Source organism: Dietzia timorensis (genome assembly GCF_020742175.1).
In the GTDB taxonomy this organism is placed as follows: domain Bacteria; phylum Actinomycetota; class Actinomycetes; order Mycobacteriales; family Mycobacteriaceae; genus Dietzia; species Dietzia timorensis_A.
The window spans coordinates 1-26,670 of the sequence record NZ_DYXM01000081.1 but is presented as its reverse complement, the minus strand read 5'-3'; the positions used below and the strand labels follow the sequence as shown (position 1 = coordinate 26,670).

Sequence of the window (26,670 nt, the reverse complement as noted above, 5' to 3'; positions counted from 1 at the left end):
GCCCATGGATCGAACCCCACCCACCGTGCCGGACGGGCTGCGTCAGGCGCGGTGGGTGTTGCATGTGGACATGGACGCGTTCTTCGCCTCGTGCGAGCAGCTTGCTCGCCCAACGCTCGCCGGAAGGCCCGTGCTGGTCGGCGGGCTCGGCGGGCGCGGGGTCGTCGCCGGCGCGAGCTATGAGGCGCGGCGCTTCGGCGCTCGCTCCGCCATGCCCATCGGGCAGGCGCGACGCGCCGTCGGCGCATCAGCGGTCGTTCTTCCCCCGCGGCGCGAGATCTATTCGGCCGCGAGCCGACGCGTTTTCGGGATCATCCGCCGCTTCTTCCCGGTGCTGGAGCAACTGTCCATCGACGAGGGCTACGGCGAGCCCCCGGAGCTCGCCGGCGCCACAGTTGGCGAGGTGCGCGCGTTCGCCGCCCGCCTTCGCGAGGCGGTGCGCGAAGAGACCGGCCTACCCGCCTCGGTCGGCGCGGGCGCCGGGAAACAGTACGCGAAAATAGCTTCCGACCTGGCCAAACCCGATGGTACGTTCGTCGTGCCCGCGGCTCGGCACGAGGAGATTATCTACCCGCTTCCCGTGCGTTCCCTGTGGGGGATAGGGCCTGTGGCGGGCCAGAAATTGTCGCTGTACGGCGTCACAACCGTGGGTGATCTTGCCGAGATGAGCGCCTCGGACGCCACCGGGGCGCTCGGTAACGCGCTCGGCGGAGCGATGCTCGCGATGGCGCGCGGCAACGACCCGAGGCCGGTACACGAACCGGACATCGCCAAGCAGATCTCCAGCGAATTCACCGTCGCCACGGACCTGCGCTCGCCCGAGCAGATCGGCGAGGCGATCGCCAAGGCCTCCGCCGCGGCGCACCGTCGGCTTCTCCGTGACGGCCGGCTCGCGCGGACGGTCACGGTGAAGATCAAGCTCACCGACTTCCAGATCATCTCCCGTTCGTCGACGATGAACACCGCGACCGAGGAGCTCGACACAATCACCGCGGTGGCGCGCGCGCTCGCCCCCGACCCACGCGAGGTAGGTGCCGTGCGGCTCGTCGGGGTGTCGCTCTCCGGGCTGACCTCTGTCGCCCAGCCGAGCCTGTTCGAGTCCGCCACGCTTGCACTCCCTAGAAATGACGTCGGAGGTGCGCAGCGCGACGAGACGTCCGACATTCCCGAACCGATGGACCCGCCCCGCGAGTCGGCCGCAGAGGATGCGGCGGCCGCTTCGAAGGCATCCGGCGCCGAGGAGCACGCTGCGGAGAATTCCACCGAGGACGCCGGAGACAGGTGGCGTCCAGGGGACGATGTGCGCCATCCCGACTTCGGACACGGCTGGGTCCAGGGCGCCGGACACGGCTGGGTCTCCGTCCGATTCGAGACCCGGGTCACCGGCCCGGGGAAGGCTCGGAGTCTGCGCGCCGACGACCCCGACCTCGCCGCTGCAGATCCTCTCGACTCGCTCGCGTGGACCGACCTGCCCGGAGAGGCGAGCGGAGAATAGTCGCACCCCAATCTGTGTCGTAGGCAACAGTGGTTGGACAATTTGCGTTACGATGTCTAGACAATCTGGCTTTCAATGTCCAACGTTGAATGCCCGTTCAGAAGGGAGCGCGCCATGAAGGTTCGAGTCGATGAGGATCGTTGCGAGGGTCAGGCGGTATGCGTCGGACTCGCGCCGCAGGTGTTCGAACTGGGAGACGACGATGAGGTCGTTCAGGTTCGAGTGGAGGAAGTGCCCGAGGAGCGGCAGGCGCGCGTGCGCAAGGCGGTCGCCAAGTGTCCGATGGCCGCGCTGAGCATCGAAGAGTAAGGCGGCGCCTACAAGAGCGCCGCGAACCGGGGAGCCAAGGTTTCGGGCGTTGCCGCGGGGTCGTCGGCCAATAGTGCGGCCAGCGCCACCCTTGCCTGTCCCGCGCGGAGCCATCCGCCGGCAATGGCGCCGGCATCCAAAAGCTCGGCCCCTCCGCCGGGGCCTCCATAGACGGGATTTACCGCGCCCCGAGGAACGCTCGAGGTCAACACGCAGGGAGTGTTCGCGTGTTCCTTGGCGACCTCTGCCACCTTCGAGGGGAGGTTGCCCATCCCCATGGCCACGAGGACGTAACCCGCGATTCCGTCGTCGATCAACGACGTTAGTGCTGTCGCGCTGGCGCCCGAACCGGCCCACACGCATTCGACGCGTGGCCAGCTCGTTCCCTCGGCCGGGAGAGGGAGTGTCAGCGGGCGTTCTGGGGCGTCCTCGTCATCTTCGGGTGCGTTCCGTGCGAAACCGAGTTCGTCGCTCGTGTGCCATTTGGCGACCCCTCGCGCCTGCATGATCGCCCGGCCGAAGACGACGAGCGCGCCTAGTCCTCGAGCCGGTTCGGACAGGGCGACCTGGTACGCGTCGAAGAGGTTCGCGGGCCCGTCCGGGGCCGGGTCGTCCGCAGGTCGCTGCGCGCCCGTGATGATGACCGGACGTGGATCGCGATGGTAGAGGTCGGCCGCCATGGCCATGTCCGCGAGCGAGTCCGTCCCGTGGGTGACGACGACCGCCGTCACCTCCGGATTTTCGAGGGCGGCCGCGATCGCGCGACAAACGAGAAGCCGGTCGTCATCGGTCATCTGCGAGGAGTCCTTGGACAGCACCTCTCGGGCGTCGATGCGCAATCCTTCGGGCAGTTGCGTCGCGAGGTGTTCGGGCAATTGCGGCGCGCCGCGCGAGGTGTCGTTTCTCACGACTCCGTCGGAATCGGTGCTCGAGGCGATCGTTCCACCGGTGGTCAAAACGACGATCAGGGGCGCGGAATCTGCGGTCTGCGAAACGGACATATTGTTACTGTAGTGAATTACTGTTACTAAAGTGGTGTAACAGATGTGACGTGTCGCGGAACCTCATGGGACACTTCCAACTAGTAGTGTTGGAACATCCCGCCGCGGCCGCTCGTTATCCGGCTAGGTCGAAACGGCGGAGGTTCCGCCAGACGAAAGGACGAATAAGCACATGAGGTTTACGCGTACCGCTACTGCAATCGGAGCTATGGCACTCGCGCTCGGCGGCTTGTCGGCGTGTGGAGACGACGAGGGCGACGGCCGCGACGCCGCCGAAACCACGACGTCGGCGGAGCAGACTGCCGAGGTCGCCGCAGTTCCCACGGCCGAAGAGCTCACCGATATTCTCAACCGCGCCTCGGATCCGGAGCTGCCGATCGAGGAGAAGGTCAACCTGGTTCAGGGCGGCGACGAAGCCCCCGAGCTCTTCGACGAGATCTCGCGTCTCAAGACCGAGAACAACGCGCAGATCCAGATCAACGGTGTTGCAGAGGGCGACTTCCCGGGCACGGCGATCGGTAATGCCGTGATCATGCAGGAGGGCCAGCAGGACATCAACGTCAACGCGCAGTTCGTCCAGGTGGATGGTCAGTGGCAGCTCGACAAGAACTTCGCGTGCGCGCTGATCACCAACGCCGGGCTCCAGGCCCCGCCGACATGTGATTCCGCGGGCGGCGCCCCTGTCGAGGGCGCACCGGCTCCGGCCGAGGGCGGGGCCCCCGCTCCCGCCGAGGGCGAGGCACCGGCTCCGGCCGAGGGCGAGGCACCCGCGGAGATGCCCGCTCCCGCCGAGGGCGAGATGCCGGCAGAGGCTCCGGCCGAGCAGCCTGCCCCGGCTGCATAATTACCGGCTAACCGGTACGAAACACCAGCTCCCGCGTGGCGCTGGTCTCTGTCACCGCGTCGCTATCCCCGTGATAGCGCGCGGTGGTTTCGTATTTGAGCTCCCCATCGGTCGGAGCCGCACCGGTGAGCGAGAACGTCAACTCACCGGACGCGGTGGAGGAATACTGCGCGACATCGAGGGACACCGCTTCACCGCCGTCCTCGGCGGGCAGTTCGAGCGTGTCGGAGCTCTGCGGAGCCGTTCCGTCGACCGCGACCGTGAGCTCGTCCCCGTCGATCCGGATGAGCGAGTACGTCAGCGTCATCTCCGGCGCGACGGCGTCATCGTTGGGGCGCGTCACGCGCCAGCGCGCGCCCTCGCCTATCGGCTCGTCGGGAAGTATGACGCCGGACTCCGCGAGAGCCCCGGCCATCTGCTCCACCGACTGCCTCGCGACGCCACGGGCCTGCGTGGGTGCCGCCAGCGTGGACGAGGTGATCTGCCCGGCGGGCTCGCGCACGAGCGTCACCTCGAAACCGGCGGCGCTCGCAAGGAGTTCGTCGAGTCCGGTGTCTTCTGCGTCCGGCGTCAACGAGGAAAAGGCCAGTGTCGCCCGCTGGGCGCCGTTGACGTCGGATTCGACGCCCTGATCGAAGGTGGCCGTGCGCCGCGGCAGCTCGTGCTGCTCCTGCGGTGTCCCATCGGCCGTCACCGAACTGGTCGAATCGAAGTCCATCGTCACCGGCGGGAGTTCATCGTTGGTCGGGGCGAAGGTGCGGACCTCCAGGTCCCCGCTGCCGGGCTCGAGGAGCTCGACCTCGGCGGCCGGGTCGAGTTCGGTGGTCACGGGATCATCCAGCGCCACGTCCGCCGGCGCCTCCTGGGGCCCGGATTCGGGCTCGGGGTCCTGCCCGGCGCAACCGCCGAGGACGAGGGCGCCCAGCGCGAGCGACGTCATACCTACTGTTGCCACGTGCCGTGGGCGATGCCATTTCCGCTCAATCACAAACGCCAGAGTATCGCCCACGGTGCCCTGCTCCACGCCTGAGCCATGGCAATACGGAATAGTGGAGGGCATGGGAAGTAGTACGAAGTCACCACTTCGGTGGCGCCGGGCGGGCGCGATGTTGGTTCTTCTCGGCATTGTGATCGTGGTGTTGGACCAGATCGCGAAGGTCGTTGCAGTAGACGCCCTCGAAGACGGGCCGGTACAGATCATCGGAGAAAGCATTCGTTTCGCGCTCGTGCGCAACTCGGGCGCGGCATTCTCGTTGGGCACCGATGCGACGCCGGTGTTCTCCGTGCTGGCGACGGTCGTGGTACTTGGACTTCTGTGGTACTCGCGCCGCGTCACCGAGACGTGGTGGGCGCTCGGTCTCGGACTCATCCTGGGCGGTGCCGCGGGCAACCTCGTCGACCGGCTAGTCCGCGCGCCCGGCTTCCTCCATGGGCACGTCATCGATTACGTCGCGGTCGGCTGGTTCCCGGTGTTCAACATCGCCGATGCCGCCCTGACGATCGGCGTCGTGGTCATCGCATTCGCGGTCCTGTTCGGACGCGATCCGTACCCGATGGAACCCGCGGAGCTCCTTCCGGAGGACGAGGGCGCGAGCATGGATGCCGAACCCCGGAACGACCGTGCCGAAGGAGGTCGCGCCGATGGGTGATACCAGGACCTTTCCCATTCCCGACGGGCTCGATGGGGCGCGGGTTGACGCCGGTGTCTCGCGCCTTCTCGGCCTGTCCCGCACCGTAGTCGCGGAGCTCGCCGCAGCGGGCAAGGTTCTCCTCGACGGTGCTGAGGTCGGCAAATCCGACAGACTCACTTCCGGGTCATGGATCGAGGTGGAGATGCCGGCGCCCAAACAGCCGCCCACGGTGGTGGCCGAGCCGGTGCCGGGGATGAAGGTCGTCTACTCGGACGAACATTTCGTTGTCGTCGACAAACCCGTCGGTGTTGCCGCGCACCCCTCGGTGGGCTGGACGGGGCCGACGGTCATCGGCGGGCTCGCTGCCGCCGGGTATCGGATCACCACCTCCGGTCCGCCGGAGCGCAAGGGCATCGTCCACCGACTCGATGTGGGCACGTCCGGGCTCATGGCGGTCGCAGTGTCGGAGCGTGCCTACACGGTGCTCAAGCAGGCGTTTCGCGATCGCACGGTGGACAAGACCTACCACGCGCTCGTGCAGGGGCATCTCGATCCGCTTTCCGGGACGATCGACGCGCCCATCGGGCGCCACCGCTCCTCGGACTGGCGGTTCGCGGTCACGTCCGAGGGCAAGCCGTCGATTACCCATTACGACACCCTCGAGGTCCACCGCGAGGCTTCGCTCCTCGAGGTGCATCTCGAAACCGGGCGTACCCACCAGATCCGTGTTCACCTGTCCGCGCTGCATCATCCATGCTGCGGCGACCCGACCTACGGCGGCGACCCGACCCTCGCCGCGCGCCTAGGGCTCGATCGGCAGTGGCTTCACGCGGTCGGCCTCGGCTTCGAGCACCCCGGTACCGGTTCCTACGTGCGCTTCACCTCCGAGTACCCCGACGACCTGCAGCACGCGGTCGATCTCATCCGAGAGACCTGAGGTGCGCGAGGTCGCGGCGCGGCCGGTCCGCGCGGTGGGCTGGTTCCTCCTCATCGTCGCCGGCGTCGTCATCGTCGTCGCCATGCTCACCGCGGCGCTGCGCCCGGGCGCAGCGACCCCGCCGATCATGTCCGACGCGCTCGGGCCCGAGAATGGCGAGAGGGTCGACGATTACCTCGACTTCGCGGCCTCTACACTCGTGGATCCCGACGGCGATCCGAACGCCCCGCGTTGGGCATTGGTGTCCTATGACGGCGCACGTCCCACCGACGAGGCCGCCGCAGCCATCGACGCCGCGGGGATCGAGCGGATTTCGCAGGTGCTTCTCAATACGCCCGTAGAGGGTGTTTCGATGCCGGTGATTCCCGCCGCCGTCGCAGCACCCACGTCGACCGACGACGGCCATTCCGGGCCGCTTGGGCGCGCGGCAACGTCCGCCGTCACAAACGGGCTGTACGCGCTCGACCACCCGGGGGACGGCGTCCCGACTGCCGGAACGACGGGGGAGCAGGCCCCGACGCAGCAGGCAGATGCGCGCGAACGGGCGAAGTTCGAGCTCACCGCCGATACCGTCCGGCACGAGGGCGAAGCAGTCATCGGGGTGATCGTGCGCGCCGATGTCGAGCAGCTCCGGGCGCTCGCGGCCTCGCGCGACTCGACGGCGGTGAGGTCGGTCGAGGCGCTGCCGCCGGATGCGGTGTGGGGGCGGTTCGCCGTTCGCCCGCTCCTGCCTGGCTATACCGACGTAGTGGCCCCGCTTCCCGATGACGCCGCCGTGCCCGGGATCGCCCAGTCCGACGAGTAGCATGTGCAGGCGTGACATCTCCCGCCGCCATCGACGCGCCCAAGGCCTCGCGGATCGGCGCATTCGCCGCACTCGGCTGCTATTCGCTCTGGGGGTTCTTTCCGGCATTCTTCCCGCTGCTGGAGCCGGCGGGAGCCGCCGAGATCGTCGCCCATCGCATCGTGTGGTCGCTGGTTCTCATGGCGATCGTCCTCGCGCTCATGGGCCAGTTGCGCCGAGTGTTCTCTCTCGGCGGCAAGGCATGGATGTTGCTTGCGCTTGCCTCGCTGCTCGTCTCGCTCAACTGGTGCGTCTATGTGTTCACGGTCAATAGCGACCGTGTGTCCGAGGCGGCGCTCGGCTATTTCATCAATCCACTCGTCAGCGTCCTGTTCGGTGTGCTGTTCTTCCACGAACGCCTGCTGCGCCTGCAGGCGGTCGCCGTGGGTATCGCAGCCGTCGCGGTGGTCGTACTCACCTTCGGGTACGGACACTTCCCGTATCTATCTATCGCGCTGGCGCTGTCCTTCGGCGGCTACGGCGTTGCCAAGAAGAGAGTCAAGGAGCCGCCCACGGTCTCTCTCGGGGCCGAGGTACTCATCGCGACTCCCTTCGCGCTGGGATTTCTCGTCTGGCTGCACACGGTGGGAAGCGACTCCCTCGGGCACGGGGCGTTCGGCAATGCGGGCGTGGGAAACGCGCTTCTTCTCGTAGCTTCCGGCGCTCTCACAGTGCTTCCGCTTCTACTCTTCGCGACGGCGGCCCAGCGCATCCCGCTGGCGCTTTTGGGGATGCTCCAATACATCACCCCCGTGCTGCAGATGCTGTGGGCGTTGCTGGTCGTAGGCGAACGGCTGGACGGCACGCAGTGGGCGGGGTTTGCGCTGGTCCTCGTCGCGGTCCTGCTCTTTTCGGGGGCACAATTCCGCGCTGATCGGCGCGCAAGGGTGCGCCTCGCCGCACAATCTCCGCAGGGCTCGGCAGGCCGCTTAGCGGGCGGCGACGATCCCGCCTAGACTGGCTTCACCTCCCGCCCGTGACCGGAGATTCGAGCGTGTCGGTCCCGGGCTCCGGTGGGCAGCAACAAGCGAGCGGAAAGGCCGGGCGTGTCGGGTAAAGGATTCGTGCACCTGCACAACCACACCGAATTTTCGATGCTGGACGGGATGGCGCAGATCAAGCCCCTTTTCGCCGAGGCGGCCCGCCTCGGGATGCCCGCGGTGGGGATGACCGACCACGGCAACATGTACGGAGCTTCGGACTTCTACCGCGAGGCGAAGAAGACCGGCATCAAGCCGATCATCGGTATCGAGGCCTACGTCGCGCCCGAGTCGCGCACCAATACCGCCCGCGTGCGCTGGGGCGAGGATTGGCAGAAGTCGGACGATGTTTCGGGTTCCGGCGCCTACACACACATGACCCTGATGGCGGAAAACGCCACCGGTCTGCGCAACCTCTTCCGGCTGTCCTCGCTCGCCTCCTACGAGGGACAGCTGGGCAAGTGGCCGCGCATGGACGAGGAGATCCTCGCGCAGTACGCCGAGGGCATTATCGCGACCTCGGGTTGCCCATCGGGTGAGATCCAGACCCGCTTGCGGCTCGGCCACATCGACAAGGCCTACGAGGCGGCCGAGAAATGGCAGTCCATTTTCGGCAAGGAGAACTTCTATCTCGAGCTCATGGATCACGGGCTCGATCTCGAAAAGCGGGTGCGCCAAGACTTGGTCAAGCTCGGCGGCGATCTGGGTATGCCGCCGCTGGTCACGAACGATTGTCACTACGTCACCCGCGATCAGTCCCATGCGCACGAAGCCATGTTGTGCATCCAGACCGGCAAGACCCTCTCGGACGAGAACCGCTTCCGGTTTGGTGGCGACGGCTACTTCCTCAAATCCGCGGAGGAGATCCGCGAGCAATGGGACTCGGAGGTCCCGGGAGCCTGCGACAACACGCTCGCGATCGCAGAACGGGTCACCTCCTACGACGAGGTGTGGGAAGAAAAAGACCGCATGCCGAAGTTCCCCGTACCCCAGGGGGAGACCGAGGACACCTGGCTTTCCCGCGAGGTCCACAAGGGACTTAAATGGCGTTTTCCTGACGGCGTACCTCCCGAATATATCGAGCGTGCCGATTACGAGCTCGACGTCATCAGGCAGAAGGGTTACCCCGGCTACTTCCTCGTCGTCGGCGACCTCATCGAACACGCACGGTCCATCGGAATCCACGTGGGGCCCGGCCGTGGTTCCGCAGCCGGCGCCCTTGTCGCCTATGCGCTGAAGATCACGAACATCGACCCGCTCGAGCACGGTCTTCTCTTCGAGCGGTTCCTCAATCCCGAGCGCCCGTCCGCGCCCGATATCGATATCGACTTCGACGACCGTCGCCGCGGCGAGATGATCCGTTACGCCTCCGACAAGTGGGGCGCGGACAAGATCGCCCAGGTCATCACCTTCGGCACGATTAAGACGAAGGCCGCGATCAAGGATGCCGCCCGAGTCAACTTCGGCCAGCCCGGCTATCAGATCGCCGACCGCATCACCAAGGCGCTTCCGCCGCCGATCATGGCGAAGGACATCCCGCTCTCGGGCATCATGGATCCGCAGCACGAGCGTTACGGCGAGGCGTCGGAAGTGCGTTCGCTGATCGAGACGGACCCCGACGTCAAACAGATTTATGACACGGCCCGGGGCCTCGAGGGCATGGTGCGCAACGCCGGCGTCCACGCCTGCGCGGTGATCATGTCCTCGGAGCCGCTGCTCGACTGCATCCCGATGTGGAAGCGTGCCCAGGACGGCGCGCTTATCACGGGCTGGGACTATCCGTCGTGTGAGGCCATCGGCCTACTCAAGATGGACTTCCTGGGTCTGCGCAACCTCACCGTCATCGGTGACTGCCTGGAGAACATCAAGACCAACCGGAACATCGACGTCGACCTCGACACCCTGGGGCTCGACGATCAGCCCGCCTACGATCTCCTCGCAAAGGGCGACACCCTCGGCGTGTTCCAGCTCGACTCCGGCGGTATGCGCGAGCTGCTCAAGCGGATGAAGCCGACGGGCTTCAACGACATCGTCGCCGCTCTTGCGTTGTACCGCCCGGGGCCGATGGGCATGGGTACGCACTGGAATTACGCCGACCGCAAGAACGGTAAGCAGGAGCTCACCCCGATCCACCCGGAGCTCGAGGAGCCGCTGCGGGAGATCCTTGGCGAAACGCACGGCCTCATCGTGTACCAGGAGCAGATCATGGCCATTTCCCGCGAGCTCGCGGGATACTCGGCCGGTGAGGCGGACGCGTTCCGTAAGGCCATGGGTAAGAAGAAGGCCGAGGTGCTCGCCGAGCAGTTCGAGAAGTTCTCCGGCGGTATGACCGAGCGCGGGTACTCCATGGAGTCGGTCAAGGCGCTGTGGAACACGATCGAGCCCTTCGCCTCGTACGCGTTCAACAAGTCCCACGCCGCCGGCTACGGTCTCGTTTCATACTGGACCGCGTACCTCAAGGCGAACTTCCCGGCCGAGTACATGGCGGCGCTGCTCACTTCCGTCGGCGACGACAAGGACAAGGCGGCCCTGTACCTGTCGAACTGCCGGCAGATGGGGATCCGCGTCCTTCCTCCCTCGGTCAACGAATCGGTTACCAATTTCGCCTCCGTCGGCGAGGACATCCGCTTCGGCATGGGCGCGGTTCGAAACGTCGGCGCCCACGTGGTCGAAGCGGTGGTCGCAGCGCGCGAGGAGAAGGGCGCATTCCGCGATTTCTCCGACTACCTAAACAAGATCGATGCAACTGCATGCACGAAGAAGGTCACCGAATCCCTGATCAAGGCCGGCGCCTTCGATTCGATGGACCTACCGCGTAAGGGCTTGTATCTGATCCACGCCGACGCCGTGGAATCGGTGATCTCGACGAAGAAGGCCGCCGCCGTCGGACAGTACGATTTGTTCGCCGACCTCGGCGGTGGAGGGGACGACGACTCCTCCGAGTCGGTGTTCTCCGCGCGCGTCCCGGACGTCGAGTGGGACATCAAGTCGAAGTTGTCCCTGGAAAAGGAGATGCTCGGCCTGTACGTGTCGGGGCATCCGCTCGACGGACTCGAGGACGCGCTCGCCGCGAAGACGGATACCGCCATCTCGACCGTTCACGAGGGTGAGCTTCCCGACCGCACGAACATCACCATCGGCGGGATCATCTCCGGCGTGGACCGCCGCGTGAACAAGCGTGGTGAGTCCTGGGCGATCGTGACGATCGAGGATTTCCACGGTTCGGTCGAGGTCCTGTTCTTCCCTAAGTCCTACCAGCTCGCTGCCATGGACATCGCGGAGGACGCCATCGTCGTCGTCAAGGCGCGCATCAATATTCGCGATGATCGGATTTCGGTGTTCGGCGACACGCTGGAAGCTCCCGACCTGGTCGTTACCGGCGGGGGAGCGCCGTTCGCGATGTCGCTGCCGACCCGTCAGATCAATGCCGAGACCGTGGTGGCGCTCAAGCAGGTTCTCGGTCAGCATCCCGGCGAATCGGTGGTCCATCTGCGACTGGTCAACGGCGCGGATTCCACGATTCTGCGGCTGTCGGAGCACTTGCGCGTCGACCCGTCGAACTCGCTCAAGGGTGACCTGAAGGCCCTGCTCGGGGAGGCGTGTCTGGCAGTCTGAGCCACCGAGTTGCCGTCCGGCCACTGCGCCGTGGGATACTGGAGGACGTGTCTGCGAACGAATTTGCGCCAGGTAATACTCGGAAGACCCCTGTCACCGCGGGGGATATCGAGCTGGCCGCGCAGCGAATTAGCGGCGCCGTTCGCGCAACCCCGCTGGAACACAGCCAACGACTGAGCGACGCAACTGGCGCCAACGTACTGCTCAAGCGCGAAGATCTGCAGTCTGTGCGCTCGTACAAGATCCGCGGCGCATTCAACTTCCTGGCCAGCCTCGATTCGGACCAGCGCCTCGCGGGCGTGGTGACGGCGAGTGCCGGAAACCACGCGCAGGGCGTGGCATGGTCGTGCCGTCAATTGGGGATCCACGGCAGCATCTACGTGCCGGAGAACACACCCAAACAAAAGCGGGACCGGATTCGGTCTTTCGGCGGCGATTTCGTCGATCTCATGGTGACCGGCGAGAACTTCGACGCCGCTCAGGACGCAGCGTTGGCGCATGCAGCCGACTACGACGCCGCGATGGTCCCTCCCTTCGATCACCCGGAAACGGTCGCCGGCCAGGGCACTGTCGGGGTCGAGATCCTCGAGAAGCTCGGCTCGTGCCCGGATCTCGTGGTGATTCCCGTCGGCGGTGGTGGTCTCCTGGCGGGGATCGCGACCTACCTTTCGGAGAAGGCACCCGAGTGCAAGATCGTTGCAGTGGAGCCCTCCGGGGCTGCGTCGCTCACCGCCGCGTCGAACGAAGGACACCAGGTGACCCTCACCCACGTGGACACGTTCGTCGACGGTGCTTCGGTCAAACGCATCGGCGATACGCCCTGGGCCACCTACCAGGCGCTATCAGAGGGCATCGATGTGCGCACGGTCGACGAGGGTGCGGTGTGCACCGAGATGCTCGAGCTGTACCAGACGGAAGGCATCATCGCCGAGCCTGCCGGAGCGCTGAGTACGACGATCGTGAAGGATCTCCGCATCGCCCCGGACGCAAACGTCGTGTGCATTTTGTCCGGCGGGAACAACGATGTGTCCCGGTACAGCGAAGTCATCGAACGCTCTCTCGTGCACAAGGAACTCAAGCACTACTTCCTGGTTAATTTCCCGCAGGAACCGGGTCAGCTCCGTAAATTCCTCAACGAGGTTCTCGGGCCGGAAGACGACATCACCCGGTTCGAGTACCTCAAGCGAAACAACCGCGATACCGGTACCGCACTCGTGGGTATCGAGCTCGGGCGCGCGGAGGATCTCGGTGCGCTCAAGCGCCGAATGGATTCCTCTCCGCTGCACTGCGAATTGATAGAGCCGGGTACCCCGGCATACACCTATCTCACGTAATACATCCGGGGCTCCGTATGCGAATCGATTCCGGGCGGGATTGCTTGTGGGGCTTGGATGTAGGCGATACTGCATGAGATGGACGCCCACCGAACTTCCGACTCTTTGCTGACGCTTCGCCGCGGCGTGTCCGTAACCGGCGAGTACGAAGAGAAACGCAGCAAGTTTCTCTGTGTGATCGAGCGCGTGGAAGATGAAGAAGCGGCCAGAGCAGTGGTCGCCTCGCAGCGCAAGGCGTACCCCGACGCGCGACATCATTGCTCAGCCTTCGTGATCGACCAACCCGAAGCGACCCCGATCGTCCGGTCCTCCGACGATGGCGAGCCCTCCGGAACTGCCGGCACCCCGATGCTCGATCAGCTCCAAGGCGCGGGACTGTCCGACGTCGTTGCCGTCGTGGTGCGCTGGTTCGGCGGAACGAAACTCGGAACCGGAGGACTGGTGCGCGCCTACGGCAGCGCAGTCTCCGAAGCGATCGACGCGGCTCGCGCAAACGGACTCGTGCAGGTGGTGACGACGCAGGGCTGGAGAACTCTGGTCGGGCACAATCTCGCGGGTCGTCTCGAAGCGGATCTTCGCGCGATGCGGATATCTGTGCTCGACGTCGACTACGGCGCAAGGGTGACGATCCGAATCGCAGCTGACGACATCGGTCCAGCGGCCGCGCTCTTGGCGACTCTCACCTCCGGGGGAGCCGAGTGGCATCCAGACGGCACGGTACGCACCGAACGGCCGGTACCCTAGAACCCATGTCGATGCAGCCCTATAACCAGAACCCGATCGAGCGCCGCAAGAGTGAAGTCCGGAAAAACGCTCGCTCGGCGGCAGTGTGCGTCGGCGGTGGCGTCGTGGTGGGAGGCGCGCTCGCACTACTGTTGACCAGCTGGTTTTGGCTGATCCTGGGACTGGTTGTCGCCGTGGGAGGCGGCACGTATTACTGGTCCAAGGTGCGCAAGGGGATTGATCCCGGAAACGGAGTAGGCAACTGAGCTCGTCGAAGACCCCGTCAGGTCGCGTCGACGCGTGGACCTGGGCAGTGCGCCTGTTTCCCTCACGGACCAAGGCGGCTGCCGCATGCCGCGCCGGCCACGTAAAAATCGATGGAGAATCGGTGCCGCCCTCGCACAAGGTGACGCCTGGCATGAACGTGCGAATCACCGGTCCTGGTGGACGTGTGCGCATTGTCGAAATCGTCCGGGTCATCTCCAAACGGGTAGGCGCCCCCGAAGCCGTCAAATGCTATCTCGACCACTCGCCGCCACCGCCGCCGAAGGAGATCCTTGCCTCGATTCCGACCCGCGACCGTGGCGCCGGTCGGCCGACCAAGAAAGAGCGTCGTGAGATCGACCGCCTGCACGGTCGCGCGGACTAGTACTGGACGCCGGCCCCGGGAATGCATTCGGTGAGGACATCGACGACGAAACCGCTGAGGGTGCTGCTGGACACGCTTAGGGCGTCGCCCGCGTCCGTGTAGTACGCGACGCGATTCTGGTTCTCCCGTTCGGGGACCTCATCCGAAACGTGGTAGCCGTAAGCCGCGGCGATAGAACCGACGGTGTCCATCCACCGCTCCCATTCGTCGTGGTTCGGAAAGCGTGACGTCCTCAGCGCAGGACTTTGGAACGACACTTCGTCCGTGCTGTTTTCTTGATTGCATGAAATCGCGCCGACGTAAGGATCAGGTTCTTGCCACTCGACGCCGGGCGCGATTGCCGAGATAGACGCCTTGATCTCGTCCAGCATCGCGAACATGTCGTGTTCTACCTGATCCTGCTGCCGGAGCGGAGCCGTGGACGGGACGAACGGGTCTGCTGCAGGAACCTCGTTGGCGTCGCCTGAACATCCCGCGCACAGGAGAGCGGCGGCCAGGGCAACGATGTAGGTACGTCGCATTCGCTTCTTCTGAAAACCTTCCTGACTCCGTCGTCATTCGCCGGTGATGGTACCCAGGTGCGATGTGCTCTCTGGCGGGTTTGCCTAGAGTTGTGGTGATGACCACCGGGAATGAGCCGTCGATTACGACCTGGCCGCAGGCGCGTATTGCGCCGCCATGGCGCGACCGCGGCACGTGGGTGCAACTCGTCGTGCAGTTCATCCTGTTCGGTCTCGGTATGAGCGTGGATTTCGGGGCAAGCTTCGCGGAGGTTCCGCTGTGGGGCGACATCCTGCGAAACGTTGGGTACGTCGTCGTGTTCATCGCGCTCATCGTCCAGCGGTACAGCGCTCGGCGCGGCGTTCCACTGACCGCAGTCGGTCTCGTGCTCGTCGGGATCTCGGGCACAGGGACCTTGCTGCTCGCGTATGGCGTGGTGGTATACGAGGCGTGGTACATCAGCGCGTATCAGCGGCGTCTGCGGGTGTGGCTCGGACTACTCGCGGCAGGTTCGCTCCTGTCGATCGTCAACTTCGTTGTGAATTATCCGGACGGGGTCGAGCCCCTGGACTTGTGGCCACAGATGGGTGGCATGGCGATTCTCGCGCTGGTCTCCATCGCTCTCGGCTGGCAGCTCGGGCTGGGGACGCGGAAACGTGTGCGCGACGTGTCCGAGCTCGCTGCGAAGGCCGAGCTTGCCGCGCTGGCCGAGCGCACGCGAATTGCGCGCGAGATGCACGACATTATCGCCCACTCGTTGACGGCGATCATCGCGCAATCGGACGGAGGCAGGTACGCGGCGCGTAAGGACCCTAAGCAGGCGGTCACCGCGCTGGAAACCATCGGCGGAACCGGGCGCGAAGCTCTCGTGCAGATGCGGCAGCTATTGTCCGTCCTTCGTGAGGACGACTCGCGAACCCTCGAGGTTGCTCCAGGATTGACCGGAATCCCCGCGCTGGTGGCGAGCGCCGAACGGGACGGGCTGCGCGTAGATTTCCGGCAGGACGGCGAGCCGCGCGCGGTAGGCGAATCGGCGGGGTTGGCGATCTATCGAATCGTGCAGGAGGGCCTGACCAACATTCTCAAGCACGCCGGGCGAACTGATGCGCTCGTCGTCTTCGAGTGGCACCCCGCAGACGTCGAGATCAGGATAGATAATGCGCCCGGGGACGGACTGGTCGACAGCGCCGAAATCGACGGCGACGGCCGGGGACTCAGCGGGATCGGCGAGCGCGCACGCGTGCTCGGCGGATCGGCGAGCTGGGGAGAATCGCAAGAATATCGAGGAGGATTCGCGGTGAAGGCGAGGCTGGCGATATGAGTAACACGCCCATAACCGTCGGGCTCGCCGACGACCAGATCCTCGTGCGGGCAGGCTTCGCCATGGTTCTCGATTCCCAAGAGGACATCGAGGTGTGCTGGCAAGCGGCCAATGGACGCGAGGCCGTGGAGGCCGCTCGATCGACCCCCTGCGACGTAATCCTCATGGATATCCAGATGCCCGAGCTCAATGGCATCGATGCGACGAAGGCGCTCGTCGACGAGGGGATTTCCGCGCGAATCGTCGTGCTCACCACCTTCGACAATGACGAATACGTGATCGGTTCCATCGCGGCCGGAGCAAGCGGATTCCTGCTCAAGGACACCGATCCCGAGGAACTCATCGACGCTGTGCGGACAGTCGGCGAGTCGGCCGCGGTGGTATCGCCGAAGGCCACCGCTCGACTGCTCCGGCAGATACGCGAAGGCATGCCCGGTGACGGTCAGAGGGGAGCAGTCGACGGAGAGCCGCGTAATTCGGCGTCCCACGCCCCAGGCTCTACAAGTGAAGTGGTGTCCGACGGCCCGCGCTTGCCCGCCTTGCCCGAACCTCTCACCGTGCGGGAACTGGAGATCCTCCGGCTTATCGCCATGGGACGCTCGAACACAGAGATCGCAGACGAGCTTTTCCTTTCGCTATCGACAGTGAAGACCCACGTCGGGCGGGTGCTGGCGAAGACGGGCTCGCGCGATCGCGTGCATGTCGTGCTCTGGGCATTTCGACACGGCGTGGTCGATTCCGACGACATGCTCTCGCAGTAACGCCTCGTACCCAGGTACCAGACGCGCGCACGAACCAACCTTCGCATAGTCCCCGGGGAGGGTGCGGCGACGGCGGAAAGATGGCCCCGCGGGTCGATGTGTGAGGAACCTCTTTCGACGAAGGTAGAGGCCATGATCACAGTCGAACGCCTCAGCAAGGCATATGGAAGCAAGAAGGCCATCAACGAACTGACATTCACCGTTCCCGACGCCACGGTGACCGGGTTCCTCGGCCCGAACGGGTCGGGAAAGTCGACGTCGATGCGCTGCATCCTCGGACTCGACAAGCCGAACTCCGGTCGAGCGCTCTTCGACGGGACGCCGTTTGCCGACATCGCGGACAAGAGCGCTGTGGCAGGCTCGCTCCTCGATGCCGCCTGGTTCACCCCGGAGCGCAGCGGTCGCGGCCACCTGCGGGCCCTCGCAGCGGGAGCTGGACTGCCCGGAGACCGAGTCGACGAATGCCTCGAGCTCGTCGGCCTCACCGAGGCAGCAGGGAAGCGGGTCAAGGGGTACTCGCTCGGGATGAAACAACGACTCGGGATCGCGGCCGCGCTGCTCGGAAATCCACGCCATCTCATCCTCGACGAACCAGTAAACGGACTCGATCCCGAGGGTGTGAGCTGGATGCGGACGACGATTCGCCGCCTCGCCGACGACGGCTGCGCAGTGCTCGTCTCGTCCCACCTACTCAGCGAGATGCAGCAGACTGCCGACCGCCTCGTCGTCATCGGCAAGGGAGAGATGATCGGCGAATACGGGATGGACGAGTTTCTCTCCGGCGGCGCCAGCATCGTAGTCGCCAGCGAGAACAACGCCGCCATCGCGCAGAAGCTGAACTCTATGGGAGTAGAGGTAACCGGGAATGCCGAGTTGTTACGAGCGGGAGTGCCGGCCGAGACCGACGAGAGTGAGCTGCGCCGGGTAATCGCGCACACGTGCCTTCGTGAAAACATCGCCGTCACCCATCTGTCCACCGAAACCCAGAACCTCGAGCAGCGATTCCTCGCCGCGACGGCAGCGAGCCAGGAATACCGCAGCGCCCACACCACTCGCGTCCACGAAGGAGCCCTGTAATGCTCAACGCACTACGTTCGGAAGTCATCAAGCAAGCCACCCTGCGCAGCACGGCGGTGTACTTCGTGCTGCTGATCGGCAGCCTTTTCGGCCCCGTCGTTTTGCTCGGACTACTCGATGCCGACCAGTTTCGACTCGGCGAACCTCAACCCTGGGACATGCTTCTCGATGGGTTCTTCATCTTCACCGCAATTGCGGTCGCCTTCACGGCATCGAGAACGACCTCGGACATCAAGAACCACATGACGGCCCAATCGTTCGTCACCCAGCCGGGCCGGTGGCAGTCACTCGTGGCCAAATTCGTGGTGCTTGTCGGTTTCGTCGCCGCGTCATTCGCGGTGGGCGCGTTCCTTATCGTCGTCTCGGTCATGGCCTTCGGAGGAAGCGTCGCCGGCGGTAATCTCGCACCTCTCTTCGCAGCGCTGACGATGGCAGTCACCGTTGCCGCGGTGGGCGTCGGGTTCGGTGCGCTTGTGCGTAACTCGATCGTCGCCGTAGCGCTTCCGCTTGTCTGGTTGCTCGTCGGCGAGATGCTCGTGCGGGCTGCGTCGGCCAAGTACTCGGTGCTGGAGCCGGTGGGCAAGGCTCTCCTGACGCAGAACTACATGAACCTCGGAGGGCAGGAATCTGTCGGTCTGGCGCTAGCCGTGTTCGCCGCCTGGATCGCGGCGTTCGCGGTTGCAGGCTTCGTTTCCAATCAGGTCCGCGACGTGCGCTGATCAGGTTCGCACGAGAATGATCACCGGGTGATCGGCGAGTGGGACGCGTCGAAACGCCCGGTGATCGTCGTGTCGGAGTCCTCGCCGACGTCGATAGATGCGGTGCTCACACCCAATGACGCTAGTCCCGGTGGTGCGGCCTACCACCAGCCGGTGGCCTGGGACAGCTGGCTTTCGAACTCGTTACGCAGCGAACGCACGAACGTCGAGGACATGTGGTGGGAGTCGTGATAAACGATCACGTTGCCGATTGCCGCTGGGCAATACACCGGATCGCACAGCCCGTCGGTGAAGTCGAGCAGGTGCACGTCCTCCATTCCGGCGGTGGCGAGGATGGCCGGATTATCGGGCGCCAGCGACGCTTCTCTCGGCATACCGCAGCTCTCGGGGTCCGATCCCGACTCGCCGAGGCACTCGCCGGCGCGCAGCGGGCCCTGGCCATGGTCGATCCACGGGGTGTCGCGAATTGCGAGGGTCTGGATGCCGTGCTCGGAGAAGAACTTCCACAGGTCGATGTACTGGTACGGGGTGAAGTCCGGCATCGAACGGCCCGAGGGGCGCGTCGCCGTCGTGGCGACGAACTCCGGGTTGAGACCGACGATCGATTCGAGCGCGCCACGCGTCCATTCGACACACCCGGCGTACATCGCTTCGTTGTCGTCGGCGATTGTTCCGTCGAGGGTGAGAGGGCAGCCCATCTTGAGGATCGTGACGACCTTGAATCCGCGGTCGCGCCCGATCTCGTCGAACGCCGTGAGCCAATGCTCGGAGTGCGAGCCGCCGACGAGCGCGATCGTGCGATCGGCATCGGGATCGCCGTACACGCAGCTCACGACGTCCTCGGTGTTGAAGTCGGAGATGCACCCGTCCCGCGTCGACGCGGGCAAATCGTTTCCGACCTGCAGCGGCGTCGGATGGTAGTCGTCGCCGCGGGCCTCGACGTCCTCGAGGAACGCCCGAGCACCGGGGAACTGCTCATCGGTCAGCGGGTCAACCTCGGGCACGGACGCGCGGTCTTCCGCCGTGGCCGTCCAATACGACTGCATGCCGGCGACGAATGCACCACAAAGTATGACGGTGGAGAGCGCGCCCACCAGGACGAACTTGTCCCTCGGAGTGCGCTTTGTCCCCGTATCGGTGGCCGCCGCCTTGTTCTGTTTGGCAGCCTTCTTTGCGGACTTCTTCTCAGCCTTCTTCTCGGCGCGGGTGAGCTTCGAGGATTCCACCGACTCGTGGGTGACCTCGTCGGGCTCGCCCTCCGCGTCCTCGGAATCGGCGTCCTTGGAACCGCGCCCTTCGACATCGGAATCCTTCGCAGAGGAGTCTTCGTCGGCGTCGGGGGCGTCGACCTCCGCCGTCACACCGTCTGCGTCCTTGTCCTTGCTCTTGCCGGCTGCGGCGGCAACGGTGCCAGCGGAGGCTGCGGAACCGGCGGCCGCCGAACCGGTGGAGGTCTTGTTGCGGTTGACGCGGCTCTTCATCCGCAGCGGCCGCTCGATGTAGCGTTCCGCGAGCCATGCCAGTGCGAGAGAGACGAGAACGATAACCGTGCCCGATACCGCTGTGGCGTGGGGGCTGTCCGAGAGCGCCAGGTAGAAGATGAGCAGCGGCCAGTGGATCAAGTAGAGCGAGTAGCCGAGATCACCGAGACGACGCATCGGATAGGTGGACAGAAGCCACGGAATCGGCTCGGTAAACCAGCGAACCTTTTTGCCTTCGGGGACCATGCCGAAGATGACGATGAGCAGCGCGCCGCCGACCGGGTACCAGGCCCACCACGCGGGGAAATGCTCGACGCCTTCGATGAGGAGGCCACAGGTGACGATCATCGTCAGGCCCGCGATGGTCGCGATCGTGCGCAGCAGCCACGGCACCACGACGCCAACGAACACGATGGCGAGGACACCGCCGATGAACAGCTCCCACAGGCGCGCCCACGTGTCGTAGTAATTCCACGGCTGATTCGCCTCGAAACCGCGGTCCGCGTGCCAGATCGACACCAGACAGATCGCCGTGAAGACTGCGGCGTACAGCCACTTGGACGGCGTTTTTCCGAAGAGCCGGAAGAGCGCGGCGATGCCGAGAACCAGGGCTAGCGCGATGATGTAGAACTGGCCCTGCACCGACATCGACCACAGGTGCTGCAGCGGCGAGATCGAGGCATCGGCGGCGCCGTAATCCTGGCTGGTGAGCGCGAGCTCCCAGTTCTGGTAGTACAGCAGCGTCGCCTGCGCCTGGGTGAGAACATCTGTCCACGTGGCCTCCGGGCGCAGCCACATCGTCAATCCGACAGTGGCGGCCACCACCACGATGAGCACCGGATACAAACGGCGGATAAGCCGCCACAGATTTTGTATCGGGGAAAGGCTGGATCCGGGGGTGGTGGCGCCGCGCACGAGCGAGCCGAGGAAGAAGAACCCCGACAGTGCCAGGAAGACATCGACGCCGCCGGACACCCGTCCCATCCACACGTGGAAGAAGACGACGAAGGCGATGGCTATGCCGCGTAGACCGTCCAGATCTGGACGGTAAATGACCTGTTTGCGCGGCTTTACGGGCGTGGTTTCAGCCTCGTTGGCCTGCTCGGTCTTCGCGGACACGGGTTGCTTGATCCTCCACCGGTTTCGGGGCGCGGGCGCGCAGCCCACCGTGAATTGCTTTCTCGATCCTATAAATACCGTGTGCCGAAAACCGAACTGAGCCGGCACGGTAGCGTGCGTGCCATGACGGCACACCACGGCGACGACCGTGTCCACGAGACACGATCAGCACGCAAAAGTAGCGCGCGGGGGACTCTAGCGGAACGGGCTTCAGAGGGACACTTCGACTCGCTGTCGGCCGATGAGTTGGCGGCCTACGACGCCGATCACGTGTGGCATCCCTACGGCGCATTCCCGGCGAGCACGCTGCCGCTGGTCGTCGATTCCGCAAGCGGGGTGGCGTTACGGCTGGCCGACGGACGCGAGGTCATCGATGGGATGAGCTCGTGGTGGGCCGCGGTACACGGATACCGGCACCCGCGCCTCGACGCCGCGCTGCACGCACAGGTCGACCGGATGAGCCACGTCATGTTCGGCGGGCTCACCCACGCGCCGGCGGTAGAGCTTACCCGGCGACTGGTCGAGCTGACCCCGGAACCGCTGCAGAAGGTGTTTCTCGCAGACTCCGGCTCGGTCTCGGTCGAGGTCGCGCTGAAGATGGCGATCCAGTGGCAGCGCGCGACCGGCAATCCCGAGCGCACGCGCATCCTCACCTGGCGCGGCGGCTATCACGGGGACACCCTCAACCCGATGAGCGTGTGCGACCCGGACGGCGGAATGCACGCGATGTGGACCGGAGTGCTCCCGCAGCAGGTGTTCGTGCCCGCCCCTCCGACCGAATGGTCCGATGAATACGCCGACACCCTGCGAGAGGCGATCCGGGAGCAGGCCGGGCATCTCGCGGGTGTCATCGTCGAGCCGCTCGTCCAGGGCGCCGGGGGCATGCGCTTTCCCCACGCCGACTACCTCCAGGTGCTGCGGGAGGAAACCAGGAAGGCGGGAATCGCGCTGATCTTCGACGAGATCGCCAGCGCCTTCGGCCGCGTGGGCGGGGTTACGGCCGCGGAGCTCGCCGGCGTGAGCCCCGACATCATGTGCGTGGGCAAGGCGCTCACCGGCGGGTACATGACTTTGGCGGCAACGCTCACGACCGACGAGATCGCCGCCGACATCTCGGCGGGCGAGGCCGGTGGCCTCGCGCACGGCCCGACGTTCATGGGCAACCCGCTGGCCTGTGCCGTGGCATGTGCGTCTCTCGACGTGCTCGCCGAAGGCGCCTGGCGAACCCAGGTGCCCCGAATCGAACGCGAGCTTCGCGACGGTCTCGCGTCGCTGCGGAACGCGCCCGGCGTGCGCGATGTCCGCGTACTCGGCGCCATTGGGGTCGTCGAAATGGACGAGCCCGTCCCGATGCAGACCGCAACCGATGCGCTCATCGACGCCGGTGTGTGGCTGCGACCCTTCCGCAACCTCATCTACACGATGCCGCCCTTCATCTGCTCCAGCGACGACATCGCGGCAATCTGCTCGGCGGTCGAGGCAGCTGTTAGTGCCTCGACCGCGCGCTAGCGTGCCGACTTCGCCGAAGCGAAGCCTGTGCGCGGCGGCGTCGGCCTAAGGTGAAAGTCGAAATTAGGGAGGAACGCACCGTGAGCGAGAAGCCACCACACGGGCATTTTCAGCGCGCAGCAGCCGCGGACTGGCTCGACGCCAACGAGCGCCACCGCATCGACGCCGGTCTTCGCCGCCGCCTCAACCCGCGCGCTCCATCGAGCGATGTTCTCGACCTCGCCTCCAACGACTATCTCGGCCTCGGTTCACACGCCGACGTCAAGGCCGCCGCGATCGACGCGATCGAGCAGTGGGGCACGGGATCGACCGGCTCGCGCCTGGTCACCGGCACGACGACTGCACACGTCGAACTCGAGGAAAATCTCGCCGAGTTCATGGGGCAGGAGGCGGCACTGGTTTTCTCGTCCGGCTACGTCGGCAATCTCGGTGTCGTCACCGCACTTGCCGGCAGGGGCTCGCTCATCGTTTCCGACGGCGGAAGCCACGCTTCTCTCGTCGACGCTTGTCGCCTCTCCCGTGCGCGGGTCGTCGTCATCGAAAGGGGAGACGTCGAGCAGGCACGCATCGCGTTGGCCGAGCGGACCGAGGAGCGCGCGCTGATCGTCACCGACTCGGTGTACTCCGTCGACGGCGAGCTGGCCCCGCTGCGGGAGTTGTACGCAGCCGCCCGCGAGAACGGTGCGCTCATGCTGGCCGACGAGGCCCACGGGCTCGGGGTGCGAGGCCGCGGCGGCCGGGGATACGTCGAAGAGCTCGGCCTCGCCGGTCGCGAGGACCTCATCGTCACGGCGACGCTGTCGAAGGCGCTGGGGTCGCAGGGCGGCGTCGTGCTCGGCTCGCGCCGCGTCGTCGATCATCTCATCGACACCGCGCGCACGTTCATATTCGACACCGGCCTCAACCCGGCGGCGGTCGGCGCGGCAGGCGCGGCGCTCGAACAGCTCTTAGCGACCCCGGCCCTCGCGGATGATGTACTCGCCAACGCACGTGAGCTCGCCGCGGCAGCCGGAGCCGAGGAGCCCAAGTCCGCGGTGGTGTCGGTGATAATCGGCGAACCATCGAAGGCAATCGCCGCCCGCGACGAGATGCGTTCGTACGGCGTCAACGTCGGGTGTTTCCGTCCACCTTCTGTCCCGGTGGGCACCTCGCGGCTTCGGTTGACTGCACGCGCGAACCTCACCAAGGGCGATCTCGACCGTGCGTGCGACGCGCTACGGCGGGTCCTCGCCGCAATGGACCAGGGGAGCGAGGCAGGTCGTGGCTGAGTCGCGCATGCTTATCATCACCGGAACCGGTACCGACATCGGCAAGACGATCGCCACGGCGGCGATCGCCTCCATTCTCAGGGACGAGGGTGTGAGAGTCGGACTGTGTAAGCCGGTGCAGACGGGACTCGACCCCGAAGCGCCGGGAGACGTCGACGACGCCGCTCAGTTGTCGGGAGTCGCGACCACATCCGAATTCTTCCGCTATCCCGAACCGTTGGCCCCGGAGACCGCCGCGCGGCGCGCCGGCATGGCACCGCCGACACTCGACGACCTCACAGCCCGCATCGAACGATTCGCGGCGGGCGTCGAGGTTACTCTCGTCGAAGGTGCAGGGGGCGTGCTCGTACGTCTCGGGCCGGATCTCACCCTCGTCGACGTAGCGATCGAGCTCGCTGCACGCGGGCACAAGGTCTCCGCCGTCGTCGTCACCCGGTCGGGACTCGGCACACTGTCGGACACGGAACTCACGGTAGACAGGCTCCGTAACTCGGGGATCGACGTCGCTGGAACTGTGGTCGGAATGTGGCCGGACCAGCCCGATCTGGCCCAATGTTGCAACCTCGAAGACCTTCCGCGTCTCTCCGGTGTCCCAGTTATCGGCAAGCTTCCCTCAGGAGTGGGAGCTCTCGGACCTGGGGACTTTCGGGTCGGGGCGAGAAACTGGCTCGAAGGAGGCGCTGCGCCCCTACTGCGGTAGAGCTTCGGGCTAACATGAGATTCGCGTCATAATTTCGGCGCGGTGATTTTGTATGTGCACAACGACGGGAAGCAGGTAAGCGAGAGTGACTATCGCTTCGGACCAGATCGAGCAGGCAGCGCACGCCGACGAGCGTGACATCCTCGAAATCGCTCGGGAACAGGTGCTTGAGCAGGGCGTGGGGCTCGACGCCGAGCAGACGCTGAAGGTGCTGCAGTTGCCCGACGAGCGGCTCGAGGAGCTGCTCCAGCTCGCGCATGATGTGCGCATGCAATGGTGTGGGCCGGAGGTCGAGGTCGAGGGCATCATCTCCCTCAAGACCGGCGGCTGCCCCGAGGACTGCCATTTCTGCTCGCAGTCCGGGCTGTTCACCTCGCCGGTACGTTCCGCGTGGATCGATATCCCCTCGCTGGTCGAATCCGCCAAGCAGACCGCCAAGTCCGGGGCCACCGAATTCTGCATCGTTGCCGCGGTGCGTGGCCCGGACAAGCGGCTGCTTTCTCAGGTGGCGGCGGGCATCGAGGCGATCCGCGCCGAGGTCGACATCGAGATCGCCTGCTCGCTGGGCATGCTTACCCAGGAGCAGGTCGACCAGCTCGCCGCGATGGGCGTGCACCGCTACAACCACAACCTGGAGACCGCGCGCTCGCACTTCCCGAATGTGGTCACCACCCACTCCTGGGAAGAGCGGTGGGACACCCTGCGCATGGTTCGCGATGCGGGAATGGAGGTGTGCTGCGGCGGAATCCTCGGAATGGGCGAGACGCTGGAGCAGCGCGCCGAGTTCGCCGCGGATCTCGCATCGCTCGAACCGGACGAGGTTCCGCTCAACTTCCTCAACCCGCGCCCGGGCACGCCGTTCGGCGATCTCGAGGTTCTCGAACCGATCGAGGCGCTCAAGTCGGTCGGGGCGTTCCGTCTGGCGCTTCCGCGAACGATCCTGCGCTACGCCGGCGGACGTGAGATCACCCTCGGAGATCTCGGTGCCAAGCAGGGCATCATGGGCGGTATCAACGCCGTCATCGTCGGCAACTACCTCACGACGCTCGGCCGCCCCGTCGAGAGCGACCTCGACATGCTCGAAGACCTGTCGATGCCGATCAAGGCGCTCAACGACACACTGTGACCATGACCGAGAAACCCGCACACGGCACGCCCGGGGCAACACCGCTCCGGGACGTGCTGTTCGCCGGCGCCGACTATGCCTTCGACCCGTTCACCGGCGTTCCCACAGGCGAGTCGCCGCGGCGGTTCCGCGCCGCCGAGCTGGGTTTGGAGGCGCCGCGTTATTGCCCGCTGTGCGGGCGGCGGATGGTCACTCAGATCTTGCACACCGGATGGCGCTCGAAATGCTCGCGGCACGGCAGCGCCGAGAGCGCGGACATCGATGCCGCGCGGGAAGCCGCCCGCGACCCCTTCGCCGAACATGAATAGCGCACCGCTCACTCGCGCCGGCCGCACCGTGCCGCTGCTCATCCTCCCCTTCGTCATCGTCGCCGCGGCGTGGACGATCGCTGCGCCGAGACTGCGCGTCGTCGCGCTGGGGGACGGCACCGGATCACCCACATACGGTTCGAGCGGGGCGGAGGTGTCAGCGACGATCATGCTCTCGGCAATGCTCTTCGGTGCCGGAGCCGCTGCCGCTCTCGTGCTGTGGCGGCGGCATTCACGACTTCGCGCACTACCGTCGGCACTGTGGGCATGGCTCGGTATCGGTGCACTCGGCGCGGTGACCTCGGCCGCTTCCGTGGCGCTTGCGAAGCTGGTGTTCTCCGCCAGCACAGACGCGGCGGAAGGCACGATCATCGAACTCGCCCCGCGCCTGGCACGGCAGGTCATGACCGCAGGCCAG

Annotated in this window: 26 protein-coding genes; 22 read left to right on the top strand and 4 right to left on the bottom strand. The window is 65.6% G+C overall.

Going from position 1 to position 26,670, the window contains the following annotated elements; translation table 11 throughout:
- The first annotated feature begins 4 nt into the window (after positions 1-4).
- Entirely contained in the window at positions 5-1,495 is a 1,491-nt protein-coding gene (locus K8V11_RS04485; RefSeq protein ID WP_303911197.1) for a DNA polymerase IV, read from the top strand.
- A 114-nt stretch (positions 1,496-1,609) separates the two neighbouring features.
- Positions 1,610-1,804 (top strand): ferredoxin, encoded by a 195-nt coding sequence (locus tag K8V11_RS04480; RefSeq protein WP_303911196.1) that lies wholly within the window; start codon positions 1,610-1,612, stop codon positions 1,802-1,804.
- 8 nt (positions 1,805-1,812) lie between these two features.
- On the opposite strand, the gene K8V11_RS04475 is transcribed toward K8V11_RS04480, so the two are convergent.
- Complete coding sequence (locus K8V11_RS04475; protein ID WP_303911195.1) at positions 1,813-2,805, bottom strand: asparaginase; 993 nt, start codon at positions 2,803-2,805, stop codon at positions 1,813-1,815.
- A gap of 208 nt (positions 2,806-3,013) precedes the next feature.
- Between K8V11_RS04475 and K8V11_RS04470 the strand changes: the two genes are divergently transcribed.
- Entirely contained in the window at positions 3,014-3,649 is a 636-nt protein-coding gene (locus K8V11_RS04470) for a hypothetical protein (RefSeq protein ID WP_303911194.1), read from the top strand.
- Between the two features lie 7 nt (positions 3,650-3,656).
- Here the strand turns inward: K8V11_RS04470 and K8V11_RS04465 are convergent, their stop codons facing one another.
- Positions 3,657-4,604, bottom strand: a complete 948-nt coding sequence (locus K8V11_RS04465; RefSeq protein ID WP_303911193.1) for a hypothetical protein — start codon at positions 4,602-4,604, stop codon at positions 3,657-3,659.
- Positions 4,605-4,707: 103 nt separating this feature from the next.
- Between K8V11_RS04465 and lspA the strand changes: the two genes are divergently transcribed.
- From lspA to K8V11_RS04420, 9 genes are all read left to right on the top strand, one after another.
- Positions 4,708-5,298, top strand: coding sequence for a signal peptidase II (gene lspA / locus K8V11_RS04460; RefSeq protein WP_303911192.1), 591 nt, complete (start codon positions 4,708-4,710; stop codon positions 5,296-5,298).
- Positions 5,291-6,217 carry an RluA family pseudouridine synthase gene (locus tag K8V11_RS04455; RefSeq protein WP_303911191.1) on the top strand — a complete coding sequence of 309 codons (927 nt, stop codon included), beginning with the start codon at positions 5,291-5,293 and terminating at the stop codon, positions 6,215-6,217. Before lspA ends, K8V11_RS04455 begins: the two co-directional genes overlap by 8 nt.
- A 1-nt stretch (position 6,218) precedes the next feature.
- Entirely contained in the window at positions 6,219-7,022 is an 804-nt protein-coding gene (locus K8V11_RS04450; RefSeq protein WP_303911190.1) for a hypothetical protein, read from the top strand.
- Positions 7,023-7,033: 11 nt separating this feature from the next.
- Positions 7,034-8,017 (top strand): EamA family transporter RarD, encoded by a 984-nt coding sequence (gene rarD, locus K8V11_RS04445; RefSeq protein ID WP_303911189.1) that lies wholly within the window; start codon positions 7,034-7,036, stop codon positions 8,015-8,017.
- 90 nt (positions 8,018-8,107) lie between these two features.
- Positions 8,108-11,656, top strand: coding sequence for a DNA polymerase III subunit alpha (dnaE, locus tag K8V11_RS04440; protein ID WP_303911188.1), 3,549 nt, complete (start codon positions 8,108-8,110; stop codon positions 11,654-11,656).
- Positions 11,657-11,703: 47 nt separating this feature from the next.
- Complete coding sequence (gene ilvA / locus K8V11_RS04435; RefSeq protein WP_303911187.1) at positions 11,704-12,990, top strand: threonine ammonia-lyase IlvA; 1,287 nt, start codon at positions 11,704-11,706, stop codon at positions 12,988-12,990.
- A 78-nt stretch (positions 12,991-13,068) separates the two neighbouring features.
- On the top strand, positions 13,069-13,734 hold the full coding sequence (locus tag K8V11_RS04430; protein WP_303911186.1) for a YigZ family protein: 666 nt from the start codon (positions 13,069-13,071) through the stop codon (positions 13,732-13,734).
- A 5-nt stretch (positions 13,735-13,739) separates the two neighbouring features.
- Positions 13,740-13,979 (top strand): hypothetical protein, encoded by a 240-nt coding sequence (locus tag K8V11_RS04425; protein WP_303911185.1) that lies wholly within the window; start codon positions 13,740-13,742, stop codon positions 13,977-13,979.
- Entirely contained in the window at positions 13,976-14,362 is a 387-nt protein-coding gene (locus tag K8V11_RS04420; RefSeq protein ID WP_303911206.1) for an RNA-binding S4 domain-containing protein, read from the top strand. The genes K8V11_RS04425 and K8V11_RS04420 overlap by 4 nt, the downstream gene beginning before the upstream one ends.
- On the opposite strand, the gene K8V11_RS04415 is transcribed toward K8V11_RS04420, so the two are convergent.
- Positions 14,359-14,883: an LppA family lipoprotein gene (locus K8V11_RS04415; RefSeq protein WP_303911183.1), complete on the bottom strand. Its 525-nt coding sequence runs from the start codon at positions 14,881-14,883 to the stop codon at positions 14,359-14,361. The genes K8V11_RS04420 and K8V11_RS04415 overlap by 4 nt on opposite strands.
- 98 nt (positions 14,884-14,981) lie before the next feature.
- Here K8V11_RS04415 and K8V11_RS04410 point away from each other — a divergent pair, with 98 nt between their 5' ends.
- The 4 genes from K8V11_RS04410 to K8V11_RS04395 all read left to right on the top strand — a co-directional run bounded on the left by K8V11_RS04410 (position 14,982) and on the right by K8V11_RS04395 (position 18,741).
- Positions 14,982-16,184, top strand: a complete 1,203-nt coding sequence (locus K8V11_RS04410; RefSeq protein WP_303911181.1) for a sensor histidine kinase — start codon at positions 14,982-14,984, stop codon at positions 16,182-16,184.
- Positions 16,181-16,945, top strand: coding sequence for a response regulator transcription factor (locus K8V11_RS04405; protein ID WP_303911180.1), 765 nt, complete (start codon positions 16,181-16,183; stop codon positions 16,943-16,945). Before K8V11_RS04410 ends, K8V11_RS04405 begins: the two co-directional genes overlap by 4 nt.
- 132 nt (positions 16,946-17,077) lie before the next feature.
- Positions 17,078-18,022 carry an ABC transporter ATP-binding protein gene (locus K8V11_RS04400; RefSeq protein WP_303911179.1) on the top strand — a complete coding sequence of 315 codons (945 nt, stop codon included), beginning with the start codon at positions 17,078-17,080 and terminating at the stop codon, positions 18,020-18,022.
- Positions 18,022-18,741 carry a hypothetical protein gene (locus K8V11_RS04395; protein ID WP_303911178.1) on the top strand — a complete coding sequence of 240 codons (720 nt, stop codon included), beginning with the start codon at positions 18,022-18,024 and terminating at the stop codon, positions 18,739-18,741. Before K8V11_RS04400 ends, K8V11_RS04395 begins: the two co-directional genes overlap by 1 nt.
- Before the next feature lie 140 nt (positions 18,742-18,881).
- Here the strand turns inward: K8V11_RS04395 and K8V11_RS04390 are convergent, their stop codons facing one another.
- Entirely contained in the window at positions 18,882-21,341 is a 2,460-nt protein-coding gene (locus K8V11_RS04390) for an acyltransferase family protein (RefSeq protein WP_303911177.1), read from the bottom strand.
- Between the two features lie 231 nt (positions 21,342-21,572).
- Here K8V11_RS04390 and K8V11_RS04385 point away from each other — a divergent pair, with 231 nt between their 5' ends.
- The 6 genes from K8V11_RS04385 to K8V11_RS04360 form a co-directional block, all read left to right on the top strand.
- The gene (locus tag K8V11_RS04385) at positions 21,573-22,850 is read left to right on the top strand and encodes an adenosylmethionine--8-amino-7-oxononanoate transaminase (RefSeq protein WP_303911205.1); all 1,278 of its coding nucleotides are present in this window, start codon (positions 21,573-21,575) and stop codon (positions 22,848-22,850) included.
- Positions 22,851-23,008: 158 nt separating this feature from the next.
- Positions 23,009-24,118: an 8-amino-7-oxononanoate synthase gene (locus tag K8V11_RS04380; RefSeq protein ID WP_303911204.1), complete on the top strand. Its 1,110-nt coding sequence runs from the start codon at positions 23,009-23,011 to the stop codon at positions 24,116-24,118.
- Positions 24,111-24,818 carry a dethiobiotin synthase gene (gene bioD / locus K8V11_RS04375; protein WP_303911176.1) on the top strand — a complete coding sequence of 236 codons (708 nt, stop codon included), beginning with the start codon at positions 24,111-24,113 and terminating at the stop codon, positions 24,816-24,818. Before K8V11_RS04380 ends, bioD begins: the two co-directional genes overlap by 8 nt.
- Before the next feature lie 85 nt (positions 24,819-24,903).
- On the top strand, positions 24,904-25,944 hold the full coding sequence (gene bioB / locus K8V11_RS04370) for a biotin synthase BioB (protein WP_303911175.1): 1,041 nt from the start codon (positions 24,904-24,906) through the stop codon (positions 25,942-25,944).
- 2 nt (positions 25,945-25,946) lie between these two features.
- Complete coding sequence (locus K8V11_RS04365) at positions 25,947-26,252, top strand: hypothetical protein (protein WP_303911174.1); 306 nt, start codon at positions 25,947-25,949, stop codon at positions 26,250-26,252.
- Positions 26,245-26,670: hypothetical protein (locus K8V11_RS04360; RefSeq protein WP_303911173.1), on the top strand; the 426-nt coding region annotated here is incomplete at its 3' end. The genes K8V11_RS04365 and K8V11_RS04360, both read left to right, overlap by 8 nt.